This window comes from Providencia sp. PROV109, from assembly GCF_033681625.1.
Taxonomy (GTDB): domain Bacteria; phylum Pseudomonadota; class Gammaproteobacteria; order Enterobacterales; family Enterobacteriaceae; genus Providencia; species Providencia hangzhouensis.
In genome coordinates this window covers 3,916,416-3,938,170 of the sequence record NZ_CP096320.1, presented here as the reverse complement: position 1 = coordinate 3,938,170, position 21,755 = coordinate 3,916,416, and the positions used below count along the sequence as shown (strand labels likewise).

21 protein-coding genes are annotated in these 21,755 nt (G+C 41.2%); 4 read left to right on the top strand and 17 right to left on the bottom strand.

Annotated elements, in window-relative coordinates:
* Positions 1-40: 40 nt before the first annotated feature.
* Positions 41-1,081: a LacI family DNA-binding transcriptional regulator gene (locus tag M1F25_RS18240; protein ID WP_004259230.1), complete on the top strand. Its 1,041-nt coding sequence runs from the start codon at positions 41-43 to the stop codon at positions 1,079-1,081.
* A 145-nt stretch (positions 1,082-1,226) separates the two neighbouring features.
* Complete coding sequence (locus M1F25_RS18235; RefSeq protein WP_318826254.1) at positions 1,227-1,673, top strand: hypothetical protein; 447 nt, start codon at positions 1,227-1,229, stop codon at positions 1,671-1,673.
* 43 nt (positions 1,674-1,716) lie between these two features.
* Here M1F25_RS18235 and M1F25_RS18230 read toward each other — a convergent pair whose 3' ends face one another.
* From M1F25_RS18230 to M1F25_RS18215, 4 genes are read right to left on the bottom strand one after another with little or no spacing between them, the layout of a single operon-like run.
* Positions 1,717-2,688 carry an NAD(P)-dependent oxidoreductase gene (locus M1F25_RS18230; RefSeq protein ID WP_181488681.1) on the bottom strand — a complete coding sequence of 324 codons (972 nt, stop codon included), beginning with the start codon at positions 2,686-2,688 and terminating at the stop codon, positions 1,717-1,719.
* 10 nt (positions 2,689-2,698) lie between these two features.
* Entirely contained in the window at positions 2,699-3,979 is a 1,281-nt protein-coding gene (locus M1F25_RS18225; protein ID WP_094961588.1) for an MFS transporter, read from the bottom strand.
* A 13-nt stretch (positions 3,980-3,992) separates the two neighbouring features.
* Positions 3,993-4,973: a sugar kinase gene (locus M1F25_RS18220; RefSeq protein ID WP_112307538.1), complete on the bottom strand. Its 981-nt coding sequence runs from the start codon at positions 4,971-4,973 to the stop codon at positions 3,993-3,995.
* Between the two features lie 21 nt (positions 4,974-4,994).
* On the bottom strand, positions 4,995-5,744 hold the full coding sequence (locus M1F25_RS18215) for a sugar phosphate isomerase/epimerase family protein (RefSeq protein ID WP_136134289.1): 750 nt from the start codon (positions 5,742-5,744) through the stop codon (positions 4,995-4,997).
* A gap of 483 nt (positions 5,745-6,227) precedes the next feature.
* Between M1F25_RS18215 and M1F25_RS18210 the strand changes: the two genes are divergently transcribed.
* Positions 6,228-7,574 (top strand): phosphoethanolamine transferase, encoded by a 1,347-nt coding sequence (locus tag M1F25_RS18210; protein ID WP_181488679.1) that lies wholly within the window; start codon positions 6,228-6,230, stop codon positions 7,572-7,574.
* A 60-nt stretch (positions 7,575-7,634) separates the two neighbouring features.
* On the opposite strand, the gene M1F25_RS18205 is transcribed toward M1F25_RS18210, so the two are convergent.
* From M1F25_RS18205 to M1F25_RS18175, 7 genes are all read right to left on the bottom strand, one after another.
* The gene (locus M1F25_RS18205) at positions 7,635-9,107 is read right to left on the bottom strand and encodes an FGGY-family carbohydrate kinase (protein WP_096864475.1); all 1,473 of its coding nucleotides are present in this window, start codon (positions 9,105-9,107) and stop codon (positions 7,635-7,637) included.
* Between the two features lie 11 nt (positions 9,108-9,118).
* Complete coding sequence (locus tag M1F25_RS18200) at positions 9,119-9,982, bottom strand: L-ribulose-5-phosphate 3-epimerase (RefSeq protein WP_096864476.1); 864 nt, start codon at positions 9,980-9,982, stop codon at positions 9,119-9,121.
* Between the two features lie 18 nt (positions 9,983-10,000).
* Positions 10,001-11,035 (bottom strand): ABC transporter permease, encoded by a 1,035-nt coding sequence (locus tag M1F25_RS18195; protein ID WP_094961582.1) that lies wholly within the window; start codon positions 11,033-11,035, stop codon positions 10,001-10,003.
* Positions 11,036-11,048: 13 nt separating this feature from the next.
* On the bottom strand, positions 11,049-12,038 hold the full coding sequence (locus tag M1F25_RS18190; RefSeq protein WP_004259203.1) for an ABC transporter permease: 990 nt from the start codon (positions 12,036-12,038) through the stop codon (positions 11,049-11,051).
* The gene (locus M1F25_RS18185; protein ID WP_094961581.1) at positions 12,031-13,548 is read right to left on the bottom strand and encodes a sugar ABC transporter ATP-binding protein; all 1,518 of its coding nucleotides are present in this window, start codon (positions 13,546-13,548) and stop codon (positions 12,031-12,033) included. Before M1F25_RS18185 ends, M1F25_RS18190 begins: the two co-directional genes overlap by 8 nt.
* Before the next feature lie 157 nt (positions 13,549-13,705).
* A complete protein-coding gene (locus tag M1F25_RS18180) occupies positions 13,706-14,698 on the bottom strand; it encodes a substrate-binding domain-containing protein (RefSeq protein WP_036958239.1) in 993 nt (330 codons plus the stop codon).
* 212 nt (positions 14,699-14,910) lie between these two features.
* Entirely contained in the window at positions 14,911-15,723 is an 813-nt protein-coding gene (locus tag M1F25_RS18175; protein WP_004259195.1) for a DeoR/GlpR family DNA-binding transcription regulator, read from the bottom strand.
* Between the two features lie 455 nt (positions 15,724-16,178).
* Here M1F25_RS18175 and araD point away from each other — a divergent pair, with 455 nt between their 5' ends.
* The gene (gene araD / locus M1F25_RS18170; protein ID WP_094961579.1) at positions 16,179-16,877 is read left to right on the top strand and encodes an L-ribulose-5-phosphate 4-epimerase; all 699 of its coding nucleotides are present in this window, start codon (positions 16,179-16,181) and stop codon (positions 16,875-16,877) included.
* A gap of 196 nt (positions 16,878-17,073) precedes the next feature.
* Here araD and M1F25_RS18165 read toward each other — a convergent pair whose 3' ends face one another.
* From M1F25_RS18165 to M1F25_RS18140, 6 genes are all read right to left on the bottom strand, one after another.
* A complete protein-coding gene (locus M1F25_RS18165) occupies positions 17,074-18,117 on the bottom strand; it encodes a tyrosine-protein phosphatase (RefSeq protein WP_094961578.1) in 1,044 nt (347 codons plus the stop codon).
* Between the two features lie 13 nt (positions 18,118-18,130).
* Positions 18,131-18,961 carry a PTS system mannose/fructose/sorbose family transporter subunit IID gene (locus tag M1F25_RS18160; protein ID WP_004259186.1) on the bottom strand — a complete coding sequence of 277 codons (831 nt, stop codon included), beginning with the start codon at positions 18,959-18,961 and terminating at the stop codon, positions 18,131-18,133.
* Positions 18,958-19,749, bottom strand: a complete 792-nt coding sequence (locus M1F25_RS18155) for a PTS mannose/fructose/sorbose/N-acetylgalactosamine transporter subunit IIC (RefSeq protein ID WP_094961577.1) — start codon at positions 19,747-19,749, stop codon at positions 18,958-18,960. The genes M1F25_RS18160 and M1F25_RS18155 overlap by 4 nt, the downstream gene beginning before the upstream one ends.
* Positions 19,750-19,795: 46 nt before the next feature.
* A complete protein-coding gene (locus M1F25_RS18150) occupies positions 19,796-20,269 on the bottom strand; it encodes a PTS system mannose/fructose/N-acetylgalactosamine-transporter subunit IIB (protein WP_004259181.1) in 474 nt (157 codons plus the stop codon).
* Between the two features lie 9 nt (positions 20,270-20,278).
* Positions 20,279-20,710 (bottom strand): PTS sugar transporter subunit IIA, encoded by a 432-nt coding sequence (locus M1F25_RS18145; protein WP_144140530.1) that lies wholly within the window; start codon positions 20,708-20,710, stop codon positions 20,279-20,281.
* A gap of 185 nt (positions 20,711-20,895) precedes the next feature.
* Positions 20,896-21,747: a MurR/RpiR family transcriptional regulator gene (locus M1F25_RS18140; protein WP_004259175.1), complete on the bottom strand. Its 852-nt coding sequence runs from the start codon at positions 21,745-21,747 to the stop codon at positions 20,896-20,898.
* Between the last annotated feature and the right edge of the window lie 8 nt (positions 21,748-21,755).

Below are 21,755 nucleotides of genomic sequence, written 5' to 3'. Positions count from 1 at the left end.
TTATTCGAGTAAGATAACCTCTTGGTGATATTTCTAGAGAATGGAAAAACCTGAAGCTATGGCCCCGAAAACGCAAAAAGTTGCCACGATCAAAGATGTCGCTGCCAAAGCTCAGGCAGGGAAAACCAGTATCTCGCGTTATTTGAATGGTGAATTTCATTTGCTTTCTGATAATTTACGTCAACGCATTGAAAGCGCCATTCGTGAATTAAACTATCGCCCAAACCAAATGGCGCGCAGCTTGAAACATGGGCGGACAGGCTTGATTGGTTTGATTATTGCCGATATCGGTAACCCATTCTCTGTTGAAGTATTAAAAGGGGTAGAAGCCGAGTCAATCAAACAAGGTTTCATGACCGTGGTTTGCAATGCAGATAACAGCATTGAGCGTGAATGCCAATTTATTCAATTGCTAAAAGGTTACCGCGTTGATGGACTTATCATAAATTCAGCGGGTGTTAACGAACAATTCATTGAAGTGCTGAAAGAAACCACCCTACCTTTCGTCTTGTTAGATAGAAAAATCGACAATTTTCCCAGTGACATGGTTGGGTTAGATAACCCCGCTTCTGCACAAATGGCCTTTAATCATCTGATTGAACAAGGGTTTGAAGCGATTTGCTTCGTGACTGAGCCCATTGTGTATAACAGCGCACGCCAAGAGCGCTTACAGACCTTTCAAGCGTTATCGCAGAGCCATCAACATATCCAAAGCGAATTTCATCAAGTGACCTTGCCTGACCCTGCAAAATTAGAGGCCATTGTTGCCGATTTTTGTACTGCACATCGTGGTATGCGCAAAGTGATTGTTGCCGCTAATGGCGTACTGACTTTGCAGCTGGCGTATGTCATGAATAAACAAGGGCTACGTTGGGGAACGGATATTGGCTTTTTGAGTTTCGATAACCTCGAATGGGCGGCATTGGCTGGGCAAGGGGTAACCTCAGTGTCTCAACCGACAGCGGAAATGGGGCACAAGGCGGTGGAGTGTTTGCTCGAAAAACTGGAAAATCCAGATAAACCCCCGATGCAATACTTATTTAATGGGGAATTGCTGATCCGAAAATCGACGACATTGTAGTCTTTGGGGCTAAGTTATTCGGTTCTTAAAATTTCGTTACTATTTCTCAATTTGGCTTAAGGTTTGTTGCATGTATACTGATATGCAGATTATGTTATAACCATTTTGAGGGCATAGGGAACATATGAGAAAGATAGGGATATTATTGCTAGCTAGCATTGTTCTAGCGGGGTGTAGCACCAGAAGCGGTATCAAAGAATATACCTGCCAAGTTGACCAAAGCTATAATCACATCACATTAGAGCGAAATGGCAAATTTATCTTTCCAACGGGTGCAAGTAAGGTACAAGTCTTTTTCAATAATAATCAGGTTAATATCGTTGATTTTGTTGGCTATGAGTATATGAGTTATCCGTTAGTGAAAAGTACGGAACAGCGACGCGTTGAGAAAATAAAAGATTTTAACATCGTGATAAATAAAGGTGATTATTATTCTGATATCAATGGCATGTTGGAGATTTACTCACCCAGTCAAAAAACCGTCGGATTATATTATTTAGCACCATCAACCAGTAAACTGAATTCTATCCAATTTTTGACCGAGTGTGAGCGAAGCAATGTTGCTCGCCCGGGACACGCTCATGCGCATTGATGGTTAAAGAGCCAAAGAGCCCTAATAAATTAGGGCATTCCAGCTATTTTGCTATTTCAGGGTTAACACAATTTTGGCTTAGGTCACCCTTTAAGGCGGCTATTAGGTTATCAACGGCACATTCGACCATAGCATAACGGGTTTCATGGGTGGCAGAACCGATGTGCGGCAGAGCAACCACATTTGGCAGCGTGAGTAGCTTAGAGTTGCTTGGAAGGGGTTCAACTTCAAACACATCTAAACCCGCCCCGCGAATTGTGCCACTTTCTAATGCATCGATCAGGGCGGCTTCATCGACGATACGGCCTCTTGAACCGTTGATCAAAAATGCACTGGGTTTCATTTTTGCCAACTCATTTTTACCGATCAACTTTTCGGTTGACGCTGATAATGGCAGCACGACACAGACAAAATCCGATTCTGCCAGCAACGTATCGAGGTCACAACGACGTGCCTTAAGTTGGGTTTCTGCATCGGGGTGGATATGGTTATTGTAATAGAGAACTGGCATCCCGAAGCCTAAATAAGCGCGTTTGGCAACGGCATAGCCAATGCGGCCCATGCCTAAAATACCGATAGTTTTCCCATTCACATTACTGCCATATGCATCTTCACCAATACTTTGAGTCCATTGGCCATTTTTGACCATCTCAGCCATTTCGATAATGCGGCGTGCACTGCAAAGCACTAACGTAAAAATGGTATCGGCGGTGGTTTCGGTTAATACATTAGGTGTATGCATTAATGCAATCTTTCTAGCATTCATTGCATCAATATCAAATTGATCGACACCAACGGAAATGGTCGATGCCGCTTTCAAATTCGGAGCATTGGCAATGTCATCTGCCGTGATAGGATAGCTGGCCCCGATAATGCCGTCAGCGCGGGATAACGCTTGTTTAAAGCTAGCGAGATTAGGTGTAACGCTATCAAATACAGTAACATTAAAGTGTTGCTGTAGCCGTTCAAGTTGATCCGTAGGAATGGATTTATATAAAATAATATTCTGTTTCATAGTATCCCTTTTAAGCATGCTTCGTGATGACAACATCACTGTTTTGTTCTTGGTTTGGTTTGACTATCAAGGTAAAGAAAACCGAGGCTAATAATGCGAGTCCCATAAACATATACGAAGCACTTGGGCTACCGGTTGCTCCATTTAAATAGCCAACAAACCATGAACCAAAGAATGAACCTAATGCGCCCATACTATTGATTAATGCCATTGCACCACCTGCAACGTTCTTTGGCAACATTTCAGGAATGATAGCGAAGAAGGGCCCATATGGGGCGTACATTGCTGCACCCGCAATCACTAATAAGGTATAAGAGAACCAAAAATTCGTGCTACCGAGTAAGTACGAACCGAGGAAGCAAATCGCACCGAGTAAAAGCATTGGCCAAACGAATAGTTTGCGGTTATGCATACGGTCAGATGCCCATGATACGAGGATCATCGCTAAGGTTGCCGCAAGGTAAGGAACGGCAGAAAGCCAGCCTGTTTCTACCATCCCAAGGTTAGATGCTCCACGAATAATAGATGGCAGCCACAGTACGAAGCCATACACACCGATGCTCCAGCAAAAATACTGGGCGCACAGTAAAATCACGTTACGTGATTTAAAAGCTTCACGGTAGTTACGGACAGGTTTGATGTTTTTCTGTTCGTCACTGAGAATTTTATCTAATGTCTCTTTTTCAGTCTGGCTTAGCCAATTCACTTGGCTTGGTTTATCACGTGCTGTTCTCCACCAGAAAAAAGCCCACAAAATCGCTGGAACCCCTTCAATGATAAACATTTCACGCCAACCGAACGCTTGAATGAGATAACCGGATAGCACGGACATCCACAACACCGTGACTGGGTTACCTAAAATTAAAAAGGTATTGGCGCGTGAGCGTTCTGATTGAGTGAACCAGTTACTGATATAGATGAGCATCGCTGGCATCACGGCGGCTTCAACGACACCCAAACTAAAGCGAATAATCACTAGCATTGGGATATTACTGACCATTCCCGTTAAGCTGGCAAACATTCCCCAGAGAAAAATACAGGCAAAAATCAGTTTGCGGACACTGCGCTTTTCCGCGTAGATAGCGCCTGGTATTTGGAAAAAGAAATAGCCAAGGAAAAATAATGAGCCGAGTAGTGACGACATCCCTTTGGTAATGCCTAAGTCAGCGTTGATACCTGCAGCGGCGGCAAAGCTGTAGTTTGCTCTATCCAAATAAGCAAGGCTATAGGTGATAAACACGATTGGCATGATGCGCCACCAACGTGACGCTGCTGGAGTATTCATTGTCATAATCGATTTCCTTTTAACATGCAGCTTTAGTAGTGGCTGCGGAGAGTAATGCCATTTCATGCTGCAATTGTGCTTGAGTTGGTAAGCCTTCACTATCACCTATAACTTGAATGGCTCTAGCTCCAACAAAATTACCTCTTGCAACAGCTTGCGGTAGTGTTAAGCCTTCAAGTAAGGCGCTGATGACGCCAACGGCAAAGCCATCACCGGCACCAACGGTATCAATGACTTGTTTAATATGCACGGCAGGAGCCATACCTTGTTGGTTACCCGCAGTTTTATAATAAGCCCCGTGTTCTCCGGTTTTAATCACAACGGCTTCAACACCTTGGGCGAGATAAAAGTCAGCAATAGACTCGGGGTGGTCGAAACCCGTTAGAATTTTGCCTTCTTTTAAGCCTGGTAAGACCCAATTAGCTTGGAACGCGAGTTGGTTGAGCTGTTCTACCATCGCTGTTTCACTCTTCCATAGAGAAGGGCGCAAGTTGGGGTCAAATGATAGTGTTTTTCCTGCATTTCGCATCCATTTCGCGGCATGCAGTGACAGTTGGTAGCTGGTGGGTGAAAGTGCTGCTGCCACGCCACTTAAATGTAAATGGCGTGCGGATAGAAAATAATCTTCATTAAAGTCTGTTAAATCTAAGTGACTTGCCGCAGAACCTTGACGAAAATACTCTACGATGGGATCGGTTCCATTTTCGGCTTTAGATTTGAGTTGAAAGCCAGTTGGGTAACGAGAATCTACCGTAACACATTGAGTATCTATATATTCATTATCCAATGTGGCTTGGATAAAACGCCCAAAAGAGTCATTACCTAAGCGGCTAATCCATCCCGTTTTTAACCCAAGGCGTGAAAGGCCAACAGCAACGTTGAGTTCAGCCCCTGCGGCACGGCGAACAAAGTTTTCGACCTCATGTAATTTCCCTGTTTGTGTGGCGACGAACATCATCATGGCCTCACCAAGAGTTACGACATCTAATTGGTTTTTCATAAAATTAATTCTCCCTCTAACCTAGAAAGTCTTTAACAGAGAAACATAGTATTCAGTGACTGCACGTAAATCATCGCCTTCGAGTGGAAACTCGATACCACAAGGAACGTCATTCGGTAGGGCGGTTAGCACTTCTTTCCAAGTGCCATCGCTGTCATCAAGTGCTACAGCAACACGTTTGTTGTCACGCAATTGGCAGGCTTTAACGTGAATGTAAGCGACTTGGGGAGCAAAAATATGTGCGGCTTTTAACGGATCTTCCCGATGCCAATGCCAGTTCGCCATATCAAACGCCATTTTTATGGGCATATTCTGGGTTTTGACATCAGCAAAAAAGCGTTCAAGAGGCGCAATATGACCACCGGCTTCTGTTTGGTCGTTCTCAATCACTAATTGGGTGGTGTATTGATTGATGACACCAATAACTTCGGATAAGTCATAGCACTCAGGTAGCTCACCAAGTGATAGTTTTAAAAAGCGTGCATTGAGTTGTTTGGCATCTTCGAAATAGCCTTGTAATTTGGTGATTGCGATAGGAGCTCGTTGTTGAAATAGGGTATCAGGAATAGAATAGACAGCTTTTAGTTGCCTTGCTTGTAGCTTATCAGCAATATCCGTCAGGCTATCATTCGGCAGCAAAAGCTCTTGGCGGATCTCCACGCCATCTGCATGGCTGTTTTGAATCATTTCGAATAAGGCTTGTTGGCCGCCTAATTGTTTTACGGTTTGCGCCCCATAGGCCGCAGTGACAACAATAATGTGTTTGCTCATGACTTTCCTCTGTCTGATTAAAGGGCATTTTGCCCATTTGTCATTGCGAATAATGCATTATGGAACCGGTTCCATAATGCATTCTAGTGAGGAAAGAGCAAAATTAGAGCTGTATCACTAATCAAATGGCGATTAATGTTTAATTGCAGATCTTTATCACAACTCTAGATGTAATGGGTGTAACGCTTATTATTCATTCTGATAAATGAATTTATGGTATATAACTAGTTGATTACTAATTTTTTATCTTTCTTGATATACAGCTAGCATGAAAATATGCCTAGTAAATGCGTGATTCTTCATAATTAATTATTGTTAGCTGTATCTCAATTTCGTCTTCTTCGTCTTTTATTGAAATAATATTTCAATATATTAATTAAGGTGTGAAATTTTAGTGCAATGCTACATTATTTCACAAACTCTACCCTGGCTACACTACAGCAACTCATAAATATAATAAGTTACGAAGATGAGGTTCTGAGTATGAAAGTAATGAAATTAACCGCACTTTATAGTGCGCTTCTGGTAGCTAGCGTTTCATGGGCTCAAGCAAATACTAATGAAAGTGCCGGCGTCTATAAAAAAGCCTGTACACCTGAGTTAATTCAAGCAGCAAAAAGCAATGCAGATATTTGCTATGGCGTGAATACGGCCAGTGATATTCAAATTACTAAAAAAAACGATGATAAATATAAGATAAAAGTTGTCATTATTGGTGAAAGTACCAATAAGAATTATATGAATACTTATGGCTACCCATTAGAAAATACACCGTTTCTTTCATCGGTAAATGGGCGTTTTTTCAATAATTTTATTAGTGCGGCATCCAATACGGTACCGACCTTAACGCGAGCTTTAGCGAAAAATGATTTAAAGACGATCACACAGCACCATGAAAAGCCGTATTACAATAATAATTCAGTTGTTGATTTAGCCAACAAAGCGGGTTATGAAACCTATTATATCGGTAATAATGGCAGTTTTGGTGATGATGAAATTGGCTTTACAAATTATTTTCTAAAAGCGAATTATTTTTTACCGGTTAGAGACAGCAAGCCTGGTTTTGAAAACCTTTTCGTGCAAGAAAAGTTTGTCGTTGATGACAGTGTGAATAAACTCACCAATGATTTTAAAATGTTACCTGCCTTTAAAGCCGCGTTAAATAACCCGTCAGAGAAAGAAAAAGTTATTTTTGTTCATATGTGGGGGCCTCACCATGATGGTTGGCCGAAAGGAGCTTGCGAACTCGTTAAAAATAATTACAACATTAACCCTGAGCAATTTAATACGGGCTGGGGAAGTATAGCGAACTGTTATGTTTCAGCGATTAAACTGAGTGACGATTTTATTGGCGATATTTATAGTATCTTGCAAGAAAATAATAAAAATGGGGATTACCCGTTCTCCATTTTATATTTTTCTGACCATGGGCAAGGGCTAGTCAAAGCCAATAAGCAGCACGTAAAAGCACTGGAAGCAGAGTATAAAGGGTATATCAAAGACGGAAATCTATACTTACGCCATGGTCAACTCGTGAAAGGGGCATATCAAGTCCCATTAGTGGTCATCAATTCGGATGATACTAAACGTGAATTTCGCGATGAAATGTTAAGTGAGTGGAATTTATTTGATTACTTCGCGTCGTGGTTAGGAGTAGAAACTAACCTAACCTCCCCAGCGAAAAGTATCGTGGCGGAGACTATCACACCTGAAAAAGATATCGATGTCTTTGTTTTCCCACGGGACGAGTTTGTGAAGTACGATAGCTTGCCGCAGGATACCGTATTATCACCAGCCACAGTTAATACCAAAGTTGTCGCTGACAATTAATATGTCAAAAAATAAGGCAGAACCGAGCTATCAGTTCTGCCTTTATTTTTATTCAACAAGTTATTGACTCAATGCATCTGCAACAGCTTTAAAGCGGGCAAATTTATCACGTAACTGTTGATACCCAACGGCGTTTGGTTGGTAAGTCGTGATTTTGGGTGTGCTTGCCGCAATAGCGACATCAAAACCTGAATAGTAACCTGTTCCGACTGCGGCACAAAGTGCAGCGGCTTGGCAACCTGATTGCTGTACATTGACGACATCTAACGGCAAGTTACTGGCATCACAGAACATTTGCATCCACAGTGGTGACTGTGTTGGGCCACCCGTGAAACGAATAGATTCTGTTGTATTATCAAGGCCAACAATACGGTCTTGATGTAGCAAATGTGAAAACACAATTCCTTGATAGATAGCATAAACAATATCAGCATCCGTATGGTGTGAGCTCAAACCGAGTAGACCACCATGCAAATTACTGTGGTAGTTAGAACCGTACAGCCAAGGAAAAAACAGAATATCATTTGGCCGTGTTGCCCCTTCAGCCACACAGTGATTCAGTACGTTATAATCTTGCAAACGTTGATTGAAGAAGTGACGAGTGAACCACGCGAGGTTACTGGCGGAAGTCGGGCTGCCTTCGTGGACAAAATAGGTACCTGGAATACAGTATTTACTCCATACGTATGGGTAATCTGAAGGCACAATTTCATCGAAGACACGGGTTGAAATGGTCCAAGTTCCGGCTACGGCGCTGAGTTTATCTTTTTGGCTCACCCCTGACGCCAACGCTGCACCCACCACGTCAAAGAAGCCACCAAATACAGGGGTTCCTTCTACAAGTCCAGACTCAGCAGCGGCTTTGTGGGTTACCGTTCCTGCAAGTTGAGCCGAATTAATCACCGGTGCTAGTTTGTCATTTGCCTCATCAATACCAAATAGTTGGCATAATTTAGGGTCATAACTCGACAGGGTTTGGTTAAATAATTGGCTGCCAGAAATATTGGTTTCTTCGCAGGCAATTTGGTCGGTTAGACGGTAGCGAATGTAATCGTGGACCATCAAAACATGTTGAGTATCGCGATAATTATCGGGCTCGTGTTGTTTTAACCAACGTAACAGCGCCACAGGATGAGAAGCCCATAATTGCTGCAAACTCAATGGATAAGCTTTATCCGCGGTGCCGTCTTGGTGCCATTCATCAACAATAGATTGAGCTCGTGAATCAGATGACACAATCCCATTCCTAACCGGTTTTCCTTGGCTATTGAGTAAGTACAGCCCTTTGCCGTGAGAAGAAAAGCTGACACCGGAAATTTGGGCGGCGTTGAGCTGGCTATTTTGAATCGCTTGGCGAATCACGCTGCAAGCCGCTTCCCACAGCATTTCCATATTGCGTTCACTAAAACCTGCTTGTGGACTCTCAGTGGGAAAAGAATGTTCAGCAACGGTAATTTCTTGGCCTTCTGCGGTGTAGATACCCGCTTTAATGACGGTACCACCAAGGTCAACACCCATAAAAAATGCATTCATTATCGGCTCCTTTAGGCGTTGTGCCAGCCTGCTTGTTGCATTTTGTCTTCCATCCAATGACGAGCTTTGATAATTTCAATCAGTGGCTCATCGGCTTTTTCTGTCCACATTTCAATCAGGAAGGAGCCACGGTAATTTAAACGTTTTAATAATTTGAATAAATTAACAAAATCCACGCAGCCTTCACCGAAAGGCACATCACGGAATTGGCCTTTACAGGTTTCAGTCACCGCATACGTATCTTTTAAGTGAATTGCTGCGACGTGTTCAATTCCTTGGGTGAATTCTTTTTCGACATCATTGCCCCATGCCGTTAAGTTGCCGACATCAGGATACACCTTGAACCAAGGCGAGCGAATTTTATCGGAAAGCGTTTGCCATTTGCTAATGGAATTCATAAATGGCGTATCCATGATTTCTACCGCACACATCACTTGAGAAGCGGCCGCAATTTCACTGACCCATTGCATTCCTTTTTCGAAATTGGCAATCGTTTCGGCATCTTGCTCTTCATAGTAAACGTCATAACCCGCGAGCTGAATAGTGCGAATGCCTAAGTCTTGAGCGAGCTTAATGGCTTTTTCCATTAAGGTATAGGCCATCATGCGAGTGCCTTCATCATGGCTACCGAAAGGAAAACGGCGATGGCCCGATAAACACATACTTGGAATGCGAATACCTGTTTCTTGAATGGCTCTAACCACTTCCAGACGTTCAGCGGTGCTCCAGTCTAACCGAGCTAGACGTTCGTCAGTTTCATCTACTGACATCTCCACAAAATCATAACCTGCAGATTTTGCGATAACTAATTTTTCTAACCAACTGCTGTTTTTCGGTAATGCTTTTTCATAAATACCAATTGGATGCTTGCGCATGGTTTTCCCCTTGAAAAATTAACTTTGTGTCGATGCTTTATTAAGGCGTTGGTTGCGGTTCATCGCACGTTTAGCACTCCATTTTTCTTTGAAGAACTTGAATGCTAGTGCCAAGATGAGCGTGATCCCCCAAACTGCGAGGTTAAAGTGCAGGCTTACACCAAGCAGGCTTAAACCTGTCGCAATGACCTGTAAAACCAATAAGGCACAGAACACTCGGCTAACCTTACCAACTCCCCCAAATGGGTTAGTTCCACCTAATACGATGGCAAGAATGGTGAGCAGTAAATAGGAGTCCCCGTAGCCCATACGTGCAGAGTTAAAGCGAGCCATCATGATGAGTCCAGCTAATACACATAACAGGCTAGAAATGGTGTATATCGCAATCATGACACGGTCGGTACGAATACCGCTGAACCACGTTGCATTGATGTTACTGCCACTCATATAGATATTTTTACCTAAACGCGTACAGCCTAGAAACAGCGCTAAGAGAATTGCGGTAACAATGAAAATAATCATCGCAATTGGTACCCCAAACACCGTATCGGAACCAATGGCACGAACAATGGGCGGCATGCCACTCAGCGCTGCTCCTTTGGTTAGGTAAACGCCAATACCACTAATAATCGTCATAGTACCGAGAGTGACTAGAATAGGGTGTGCCCCGATATGGGAAATCATCAGCCCTGTTAAGCTACCGATAATGACCGCAATTACAGTTGCGCCGATCAATGCGAAGACCAGCCACATCAGCTGTGTGCCCGTCCCTGCATCCACTGGCAGGTAATTGATAAACACCCAAGCCATAAACAGGCCAGTTAAGTTAGCAGTACTAATAATGGCGAGGTTTAAGCCGCCACTTAACATAGGTACAAACATGGCAAAGGTGAGTAAGCCCAATTCAGGTAACTGAAAAGTGATACTCAAAAAGGTATTTTGAGTAAAAAAGTGCCCTGGCATGGCAATACTAAACGCGGCGATAGCCAGAACAAAGATTGAAAGCAGTCCGATAACAGAGCCATCAATTTTAAAAAAAGCATTTTTTTTCATGGTGATATTCCTGTTAAACAAAACCTACGTCCGTCTCTTTACGTTTTTTATAGTGGGTAATACAAATCGCAATGAGAATAACCAGCCCGATGACGATATTGACGAAGTAGTTTGAAACACCAATCAGGTTAAGGCCGTTTTTCAAGATACCAATCAGGAAAACCCCCATTAATGTACCTATCACCGAGCCTCTGCCACCGGATAAACTGGCTCCACCCAATACAGCAGCTGCAAGCACATCCAGCTCCCCTCCCACAAGGGCACTCGGTACCACTTCACTCATTCGGTAGGTTTGCAACATGCCGCCAATCGCTGCCATCGCGCCAAGGTAGCCGTAAGCAAACAGATAAATCACGGAAACACGAATACCAATACGAGATGCAGATTCTTGGCTGCCGCCAACAGCATATAACTGACGGCCGATGTGGGTTTTATTCATTAAAATCCACGTTAAGAAGGCAATGCCTAGCATTACAATTAACGGCAAGCCAACTTGGTAATATTCGCCATCCACTTCAAAAGGCAGGATAGTCACAGGGTCAACCCACCAATCAGGCAAGTCATAAATGCTGTGACCGTTGGTTAACCACATCAGCATTCCAAACAGCAGTGATTGCATACTGATGGTGATGATAATTGACACAACATTCAGCGAGTAAATCAAAATGGCGTTGATTAAGCCAAAAGCGATACCGATGATAATCGCCAATGTGATACTAACGGCAGGGCTTGCAATAAAACCTTGCAATAACCAAGTCGCAATCACGTATTGCACTACGGAAGCCACAGCGGCAAACGAAATATCAATACCCCCAGTGACAAGAACCACAAATAAGCCCAAGGCGAAAATACCCGTCACCGCATAGCTTTCACTGAGGTCGAGTAAATTTTGAATAGTCAGAAATTGTGGGCTCATCAATGTGAAGAACACCACCATGATAAGAATGACCCAAGTCAGCCAGCCTTCGACAGATTGTGGTCGTAATTTTTGCCAATTAGCCATTGATGATTTCCTCCAATTGTTGCTCATTGATGGAATCTGTCACAATTTCTTTGACGATAGCGCCTTGTTTCATATGTAAAATTCTGTCGCAATTGTAATAAGCTTCGGAGGCTTCATCGGTAATTAATAAAATGGAGATACCAACACCTGATAAACGGTGAATCAGCTTGTAAATACTGTCTTTTGCACCGATATCAACACCAACGGTTGGTGAATCTAAAATCAGCACTTTAGGTCGCGTTAAAATCCATTTGGCGAGTACTACTTTTTGTTGGTTACCGCCTGAAAGTGTTGAAAGGGCATTATTGGGGTCGGTGACTTTAATATCTAAGTCGGCTATCCACTCTTGTACGATTTCTTGGCACTGTTTTTCATCGATTAAATGCCAAGGTGTTTTGAGTCGATCAAGAATCGAAATTACCATATTGTCTGCGATGGATTGCTGTAAAATGGCACCTAAAGTCAGGCGGTCTTCAGAGACATAACCAATGCCACGCTTAATGGCGTCGGTGTTGTTTTTTAACTTAACAGGCTTGTCTTCGATAAATAATTCGCCGCTATCTGGATGGGTAATGCCAAATAACGATAATGCTAATTCGGTACGGCCTGAGCCTAACAAACCACATAAACCTAACACTTCACCGCGTTTTAAATTTAAGTTGATATCACGATATTGCCCAGCTCGACTGAGGTTTTTTAGCTCAAGTACTGTGCGTCGGTCTTCCGCATTATTGGGTGGCTTGCGTTCATGGACAATGTCTAAGCCAGTCATTAACTCAGTAATTTTGCGGGTAGTTAAGCCTTCAGCAGGCCAAGTCCCAATTTTTTGGCCATCGCGGATCACCGTGATGCGGTCAGAAATCTCTTTCACTTCTTCTAGTCGGTGACTTACGAAAACAACAGTAATACCCTTATCTTTTAGGTAATTAACTGTTGATAGTAGTTGGTTGACTTCTGTTCGGGTCAATGAAGCTGTTGGTTCATCCATAATGACCAGGCGTGCGTCGGCGACTAGGGCGCGGCAGATAGCAACTTGTTGGCGTTGAGCAATGGGTAAAAATTGCACAGGCGTGTCGGGGTCAATGGTGAAAGCCAGTTCATTGAGGATTTCTAGCGCTTTTTCGCGCAGTTGTTTTTTGCGAAACCAGCCAAAATAGCCTTTGAGGTTTAGCTCAAAGGCGATATTTTCGGCAACGGTTAAATTTGGAAATAATGACAAATCTTGGTAGATAACTTGCACGCCTAATTCACGCGCTTTATCTGGCGTCAACCGGTGATAACTTTTTCCATCAATTTCAATTTTGCTACCGTCATCAGGGGCATAGACACCACTGATGGTTTTAATTAATGTGCTTTTCCCACACCCATTGGTGCCCGCTAAACAGTGCACTTCACCTTTGTTGAGCGTCAAATCGATATTGCGTAATGCACGGTGACCACCGAAGCTTTTGGAAAGGTCGCGCAAGGTAATGAGTGGATCGGATTTGTCAGCTTTTGAGGTGCTTGTCATAAGTACAATTCCTACTGCAAATAAATTGGTGTTGGCTTGTTCGTGATGAGTTCGAGCCGCTGCGTTAGTGCAGGCGACTCGAACTCAAAGAACATTAAAATTAATATCTTGATAAATATTGTATTTTTGTTTTGAACATTATTTTGACAAGGTGAAATTACAGACCGACTTCGACCAATTTTTTCGTATTTTCAATATTCAAATTAACGGGGTTGTCACTCAAAATCGTGTTGCCACTGACTTTGATTTCACCCATATCACCAATAGACACGCCATCTTTAATTTCTTCACCATTCATCATGGCAGTCGCCACCTGTACAAATACTTGTCCTGCGACTTTTGGATTCGAAATATAGCCGCCATCAATTGCGCCTTTTTCCAGTAATTTGATGCCTTGGCCAGGTGTGAATGTCCCGAATACACAGGTTTCATCATTTTTACGGCGTTTATCAATGGCTCGGCCTGCACCGATAGGGCCTTGTGAACCAAATGACATGATACCTTTTAAGTCTTTGTGCTTAGATAACAAATCATTAGCTGTACGCATTGAGTCATCAACGGATTCGGCAACACCAAAGCGGTCATCGACCATTTGCATTTTCGGGTAGTTCGCTTTCTGGTAAGCAATTGCAGCGTCGGCCCATTCGTTCACTAATGGTACTGTCAGGCTTCCCACAAACATGGCGTATTTGCCTTCTTCACCCATACAGGCCGCCATGTCTCTCATATGGTTAGCACCCATGCTTTGGGTATCAAGTAATTCAAAGTCCCAATCTGCATTTTTTTGGTTTGGTGATTCGTGGGTAATGACTTTAATTCCAGCGTCTTGGGCACGTTTTAATACAGGCTCAAGAACTTTAGCGTCGTTAGGGACAACGCCAATGACATCCACTTTCTTCGCGATTAAATCTTCGATAGCACGAACTTGTTCCGCTGGGTCAGCCGTTGTTGGACCGACTTGGAAGGCATTTACACCGAGTTTTTTGCCTTCTTCAGTAATACCTTGTTCCATCACATTAAACCAAGGAATACCACCGACTTTAACGACGACACCCATGGTAAAGGGCTTTTGTGCTTTTTGTGATTCAGCCATCGCGACATTTGAAAATAGTGCAACGCTCATTAGACAAGGTAAAACTAGCTTCTTCATGTTCATAGTTGTATTCCTTAGTGTAGATGGATACTAAATCAAGAAATTCCATTATTTAGAAATAATGAACTTCTTATATTTAGATATGCCTATAATTAAGTGCCAAGGAATTATGGGTAAATAATATCCCTGCGCTTATTTAATACAGAAAATAAAATAGAACTTATTGTTTTTTACTTACATCACAGTTACATGATTTTTATTTTTATAACTTATTTATCGCACTCGATAATTCTAAGGTTAGAGAACTTTTCTTGAAAACTATTATCATTTAGTTTGTTTGTAATTAATACGTCAATATCATCAAATGTACAAACCTGGCTAAATGCATATTTTCCTAATTTACTATTATCCGCGAGCAAAACTTTATTTTCGGAAACCTGTAACATAATATTTTTTAATTTTGAGTTTATTTCACTGCCATCGCGAATACCATTTTCGATATTGAACCCTTGGCATGAAAGAAATAAGGTTTTTATCTGAAAGCTACGGATAATACTTTCTGCAATTGGGCCATGAAAATCATCATGGCGTTCTGAATATTCCCCACCAATACCAATAACGCGCACTCGGTCACGGCAGGCCAAGGCTTGGATAATCTTGACCGAGTTTGTCACTACCGTAATGTCGATATCAGGTATTTGCCGTGCTAGAAACCAGCAAGTACTACTGTTATCTAACATAATACAGTCACCAGGCTGAATTAATTTTAGTGCGGCCTTTGAAATCTTCATCTTGGCATCAGGGTGCTCTTCGGTTCTTTTGCGAAAAGACTCTGCGCCATCAACCATTTGACTGAGTTTGACCGAAGAAGGCATAACATTCACCATCGACATTTCTTCTTGGTCGATGGCTACCGCGCCCCCAAAGCTACGGATGATCTTATTTTCCCGCTCAAGGGTAGTTAAATCACGACGGATAGTTTCTTGAGAAACGAGACATAATTGAGCTAAATCACGCACTAGCGCCGAGCCATTCTGCGAAACATGAGAACAAATTAATTTATGGCGTTCGGCTTGTAACATATTTAACTCCTATTCTTTCCACGATATTTATTCTGCCCGTGTTGCTTTTTTTTTGTCGTGATTGGATTCAAGTAATCTGTTTTTGAAAAAAACAAAGCCTGCTAAAGTGATTTTGATCTTAATTTTAAGAGTGCTAATGTGGCTTGTTACATAATAATTAGATTTGAATCACTATATTTGCGGTGTTTTTTTGCTTTTCTCTTAATAAACAAAAAATATTGGGCTAACTCGGTCATTTAACCACATCTGTATTATGACTTTATTTGACTGAATATGCCCGAATAAGACCGACTCAGGTGATTTTGTTACGAATTTGTAAAGTGAGGTGCTTTTTAAATGGCCTAAATCTGTTTACCTTAATAGCCAGATAAAGGTTATCAACACACAAAAAACATCACCATAATAAATTTTTGTTGTTGATATTAAAGCATATTTAAGCAAGCTAGGGAGTTGTTATGTTAGAACAATTGAAACAACAGGTTTTTGAAGCGAACCTTGCCTTACCCAAACATAACCTAGTGACATTTACTTGGGGAAATGTGAGTGGTATTGACCGCGAAGCTGGGCTAATGGTGATAAAACCTTCTGGCGTTGACTATGAAACCATGAAAGCAGAAGACATGGTGGTGGTATCGTTAGAAAGTGGAGAAGTAGTCGAAGGGAAATATCGACCGTCTTCAGATACCGACACGCATTTGGCTCTGTACCAAGCATTCCCTGAAACTGGCGGTATTGTTCATACTCACTCCCGTCACGCCACGATATGGGCTCAAGCAGGGCAGCCATTGAGCGCCTTAGGGACAACCCATGCCGATTACTTCTACGGTGAAATTCCTTGTACCCGTAAAATGACAGCAAGTGAAATTGAAGGGGACTATGAAAGAGAAACGGGTCATGTGATTATTGAAACCTTCAAGGAAAAAGGCCTGTCAGCAAAAGATATTCCAGCCGTATTAGTGAATAGCCATGGGCCATTTGCTTGGGGAACAAGCCCCGATAATGCAGTGCATAACGCCGTAGTGTTAGAAGAAATTGCCTATATGAATTTATTTACCCGTCAATTAAGTTCACAAATAGGTTCCATGCAACAAGTATTATTAGATAAACACTATTTACGTAAGCACGGTAAAAATGCATATTACGGGCAAAAATAAAGTAGCTAAAAAATTAATTAAATAGAATTGGCGAACGAGAGTTATTATTGGTCTTATGATCAATAAAGGATTTTTTCGTCAATAAAATAGCCACAATGAGTATTCTATGTGGCTATTTTACTGTTATTTTAAATAAAGCAATTTCTCGGGTTTATTAGATTAAACCTGTGGTTATTTATAAGATAATTAAATTTATTTAAACTAAGTATATCTCTCTAAGTTGCTTAATATCATTATCTGTGAATTTAAGTTCATCTTTAATATACATTTCAACAGAGCCAGATATTTCCTCCATTGTATTAAAGACTTCTAAAATAAATGATTCTTGAGTATCAATTAGTGAGAGTAAATAATCCAGTACATTTTGGTCTTGGGTTATTTTTCGATATCCCGCCATTTTAATTTCGTTACGTTCAAGCCGGTTAAAATGGGTGATCATATAATCCTGTACAATGGTTTCTTTTGGCACTCCTAACATGGAAAGTACCAGCAATGCACCATAACCAGTTCGGTCTTTTCCTCCACGGCAATGCTGAATACTTGGGGCATTTTGTTTATTTAATAAAACCTCTATCATTTGCTTAAAGGCAGCTTTTGACTTATCACTCACCACAAATTGGCGATATTGTTCCAATATTTGTAACCCATCGCCGTTAATCATTTCTTTCGGAATGTGTTGGATAACACTTTCGATTAGTGCTTTGTCTTCATTATCTGGTGATGCGGCAAATTGTGCTGCTAATTCAGCAGTTTGAGCCGTTGCATCAAGGTGATAAGTTTCCTTTTCACCAACATAGCAATTAGGCGATTTATTAATTTCATTTTGAGTACGATAATCGATAATGCTGTTAATCCCTAGGTGGGAAATATAGTTGACCGCTTGTTGATTCAAATTAAACAAATGGTTGGAACGGTATAACATTCCCCATTTCACCTGTTTTCCGTCTGTTGTGGTATAACCCCCAAAATCACGGAAGTTATTTAATCCCTCAATAGGCAATGTTCTTTCAGCGAATAATCTACGTCCGTTGGCATTTTGTAAAATAAAATAGATACGTTGTTTAGCATTTAATGGGTCTTGAACTGTAATGGTATTCTCTAATTTATCTGTAATGAAATTCTCAGGATAAACTTGAGTATCAGGTCTATCCGTCCAATATAATGCTAGAGGAGAGGATGGAATTTCACTAAACTTTATTTCGAGTGTTGATTCACTCACTCTGTTGACTTCGATTTCCATATATTTCCCTTTATCATCCTAAAATTCCGAACACAGAACAAATAACACCTAAAACCATAATGGCGACAATGAGTGCAACGGTATGTTTCCCTTGAAATTTACGAACAAGGAAGAAAATACCGAGGGCAAAGAGAAGAGTGAGTAAGTTAGGTATTACCTTGTCAAACATTTCTTGTACTTTGATAGATTGCTCACCGACGGCAATGGTTAGCGGAGTGGAAAGCTTGACGGTCGTCGCTATCAAGGAACCTAGGACCATGACCCCGACAACGTTCGCTATATTAGTAATTCGCTGAATAATATTTGATTTTTTCGATTGCTCGATTAAATCAACGCCTTTGTTATAGCCATAATGAATAAAGAAATATTTGGTGCCGATATTGACGATATTAAACAGAATAAACATTAAGATAGGGCCAATAATATTACCTTGCAGTGCAAATGCGGCTCCGATGCTGCCGCAAATAGGTAACCACGTAAATTTTAATAAGCTATCACCTAGGCCTGCAAATGGCCCCATTAAACCGGCTTTTACAGAAACGACAGCTTCTTTTTCTTCTTCTGTTGTTTTTTCTTCTAATGCAGCGGTGACACCGAGAATTAATGCGCCAGCGTTAATTTGCGTGTTAAAAAACTCGAAATGGCGTTGCATGGCTTTAATACGTGTTTCTTGATCCGCTTTTTCATACAGTTTATCGAGAACGGGCACCATACAATGCGCAAAACCAATAGTTTGCAGTTTTTCGTAGTTGTATGAGAATGACATGGTTTGAATTCGCCAAAACATACCATTAAGCTCTTTTTTCGTGAGTTTTTTATTTTCAGAGGTGGTTACTTCACTCATAGGTCATACTCCTCTTCTTCATTTTTATGGGAGGTTGGTGCTGTTTTTTCTTCTGGTGTTTGGCGCAAACTGCTGGCAAATGCCATGTCATAAAGCACTGCAAATGCCAGAGCGATAAAAGTAATTGGGATAATTGGCAGTTTTAAATAGGTTGTGAGCATAAAACCGAGCAGAAAGAAAAACCACATTCTGCCTTTAAGCAACATGAGTAGCAGAATACAGATACCGACAGCAGGGATCAGTTTAGATGCGACCCCCATACCGGTAAGAATACTTTCAGGTACGGCATTTAATATGTTATTGACTAAGTCACTACCAAAATAAACGGCAATAAAGCAGGGAATGGCGCGAATAAAAAACCACAGTGGCGTCGAAAAATAATGGACTTTTGTTAGGCCACTGTAGTTTCCATCAAGAATGGATTTACTGGCCCAGACATTTAAGAAACTGGCAAAAGAACGCCAGATAATCAGTAATTGTTGGCATAGAATAGAGACTGGCACGGCAAGGGCGATACCCGCTGCAATTCCGCCATTGGAAGCAATACCGAGTGCAACTCCAATAATTGAACCAGCGATAATATCGGGTGCAGAATAAGCGCCGACGTTACCAATTCCCATCCACATCAATTCTAATGTGGCGCTAATGGCTAACCCTTGAACCATATCGCCCATGATAATACCGGCCACAGTACCGGTGAGCAGTGGGCGTCTTAGCATTTGCGGACCGACATCATCCAATGAGCAAATGCCTGCCCAAATTGCAATTAAAATGGCCTCTACTAACATAATAGGCTCCTTACTTATTGAGTGAAAATAAGTATGATTAAATGAATTAATTGAGTAATGTTTTCAATTCAACAATGGGATCTTTAGGAACCATTTGAATTTCAACGGCAACGTTATTGTTGATAAGTGACCTAAAGGCTTGTTCTTCATCCGGTGTTACAGCAACCGCACGGGATAAATTACGACGGCCTTCTTGCATACGCATCCCGCCGACATTCAGTTTTTCCAGTTTTAAGCCACTTTCGACAAGCCTGTTCACATCAATACTGTTAGTAAACAGCAGCATAGTGCGGCGTTTAATTTCCGCTTTTTTTAAGACTTCAATGAATTTATCGACGCCAAAAACGACTACTTTTAGATCTGGTGGAGCAGCCATAGTAAGAACTGATTGTTGAACGGTGTCATTGGCAACTTTGTCATTGACGATAATCACCTGTTCAATGTCAAAATTTTTAACCCAAGTGGTTATAACTTGGCCATGGATAAGTCTGTCATCAATTCGAGCAACATTAATTGGCATGGGATTCTCCTAAAGTTCGCTATCGTTTTGTGCTAATGGTTTAAGTTGTTCACCGACATTAAGGCAACTGTCAGGGAATACATCATTAATGACTTGATGAAGTTCATGTAAAGAGAGGTCTCGGTTGCTGAGTATTTCGAGAAAAGTAGGAACATTGATTCCGCAGTACAGCACAACATCATTTTGGGTAATAACGAGCTCGCTGGCTAAATTGCAAGGAGAACCGCCTAATAAATCCACTAAAATTAAAACGCCATCGCCTTTATTAACATTTTGATATGTTTCAAATAAATGTTTTTTTACCTCATTAATATTGCTTTCTCTTTGAATGGAAATCACGCTGATATCTTCTTGAGAGCCGATTAGCATTTCAGCACATTCCAATAACCCTTGTGCAAAAGGCCCATGGCTAGCCAGTATGATAGGTATTTGAGAGCTCATTTTTTCCCCTTATATTTATTTTTTTATTTTAGTAATAAAATTACTTTTATATATTTATTTTGAAGTAACAATATCACAAAAAAGGGGAATGAAAAGGGGGAGTTCCTAGAAAGGGTCATTTTTGTGAGCAAGATCGAAGTGGCTACTTAGAGCCACATAGAAGATATTAAGGAGGAGAAAGCCGATTAGTTATTGCTATTTAAGCGAGAAAAGCGCTCCGCACGAGTGCTAATTTGTTTTTGAATTCTTTCATCATATTGTTTAATAAATAGATTAGTAATCAGCATATTAATTACAGTCAGTTGCGAAATTTTTGAGCGAATAGGGATAAGCCTTGAAACGTGCTCCGTGGAGATCGTGTGCAAGACTGTTTCTGCTAGCGATGACACCGAGCTTTGCCCCATTTTCGTGATAGCAATGGTCGGAACTTTCAATTCTCTGGCAAGAGTGAGTAGTTTGATACATTCGTGGTTTTCACCAGAATGAGAGATGACAATGACAAGATCGTTCTGATCTAATGTATTCACGATACTAAATTGAATGCTGTAATCAAGGTGACAATTAACATCTTTTTTTATTTTAATTAGTTGATATTCAAATTCTTTTGCAACTAATCCACTACTGCCTGCACCATAAATGACAATTTTTTTACTCTTACTAATTAATTCATTTGCTAGCTTAAAGGCATTTAAATTGACCAAAGCGCAAGTTTCTTCTATGGATGATTTTTCAATCAATCCTACTTTGTGATTAACGGTTTCCATTGAATCATTAATATCAATATCTTCTTGTAGTAGAGTGCCGTAAGACTTGTGATTAATCGATGAAATTAAATCAATTTTTAGATCGCTAAAGCCTTGGTAGCCTAACTTATGGCACAGGCGCAAGATAGTGGTGGTACTGACCTTATTTTCTTGGGCTAGGGATTGAATGCTCATACTTTGCATGTTTTTCTTATTAGCAATAATGTACTCAGCGACTTGTTTTTCTTTGGTGGAAAGGCTGTCTCTGGCCTCTCTAAGTTTTAGGTCTATCATTATTTACC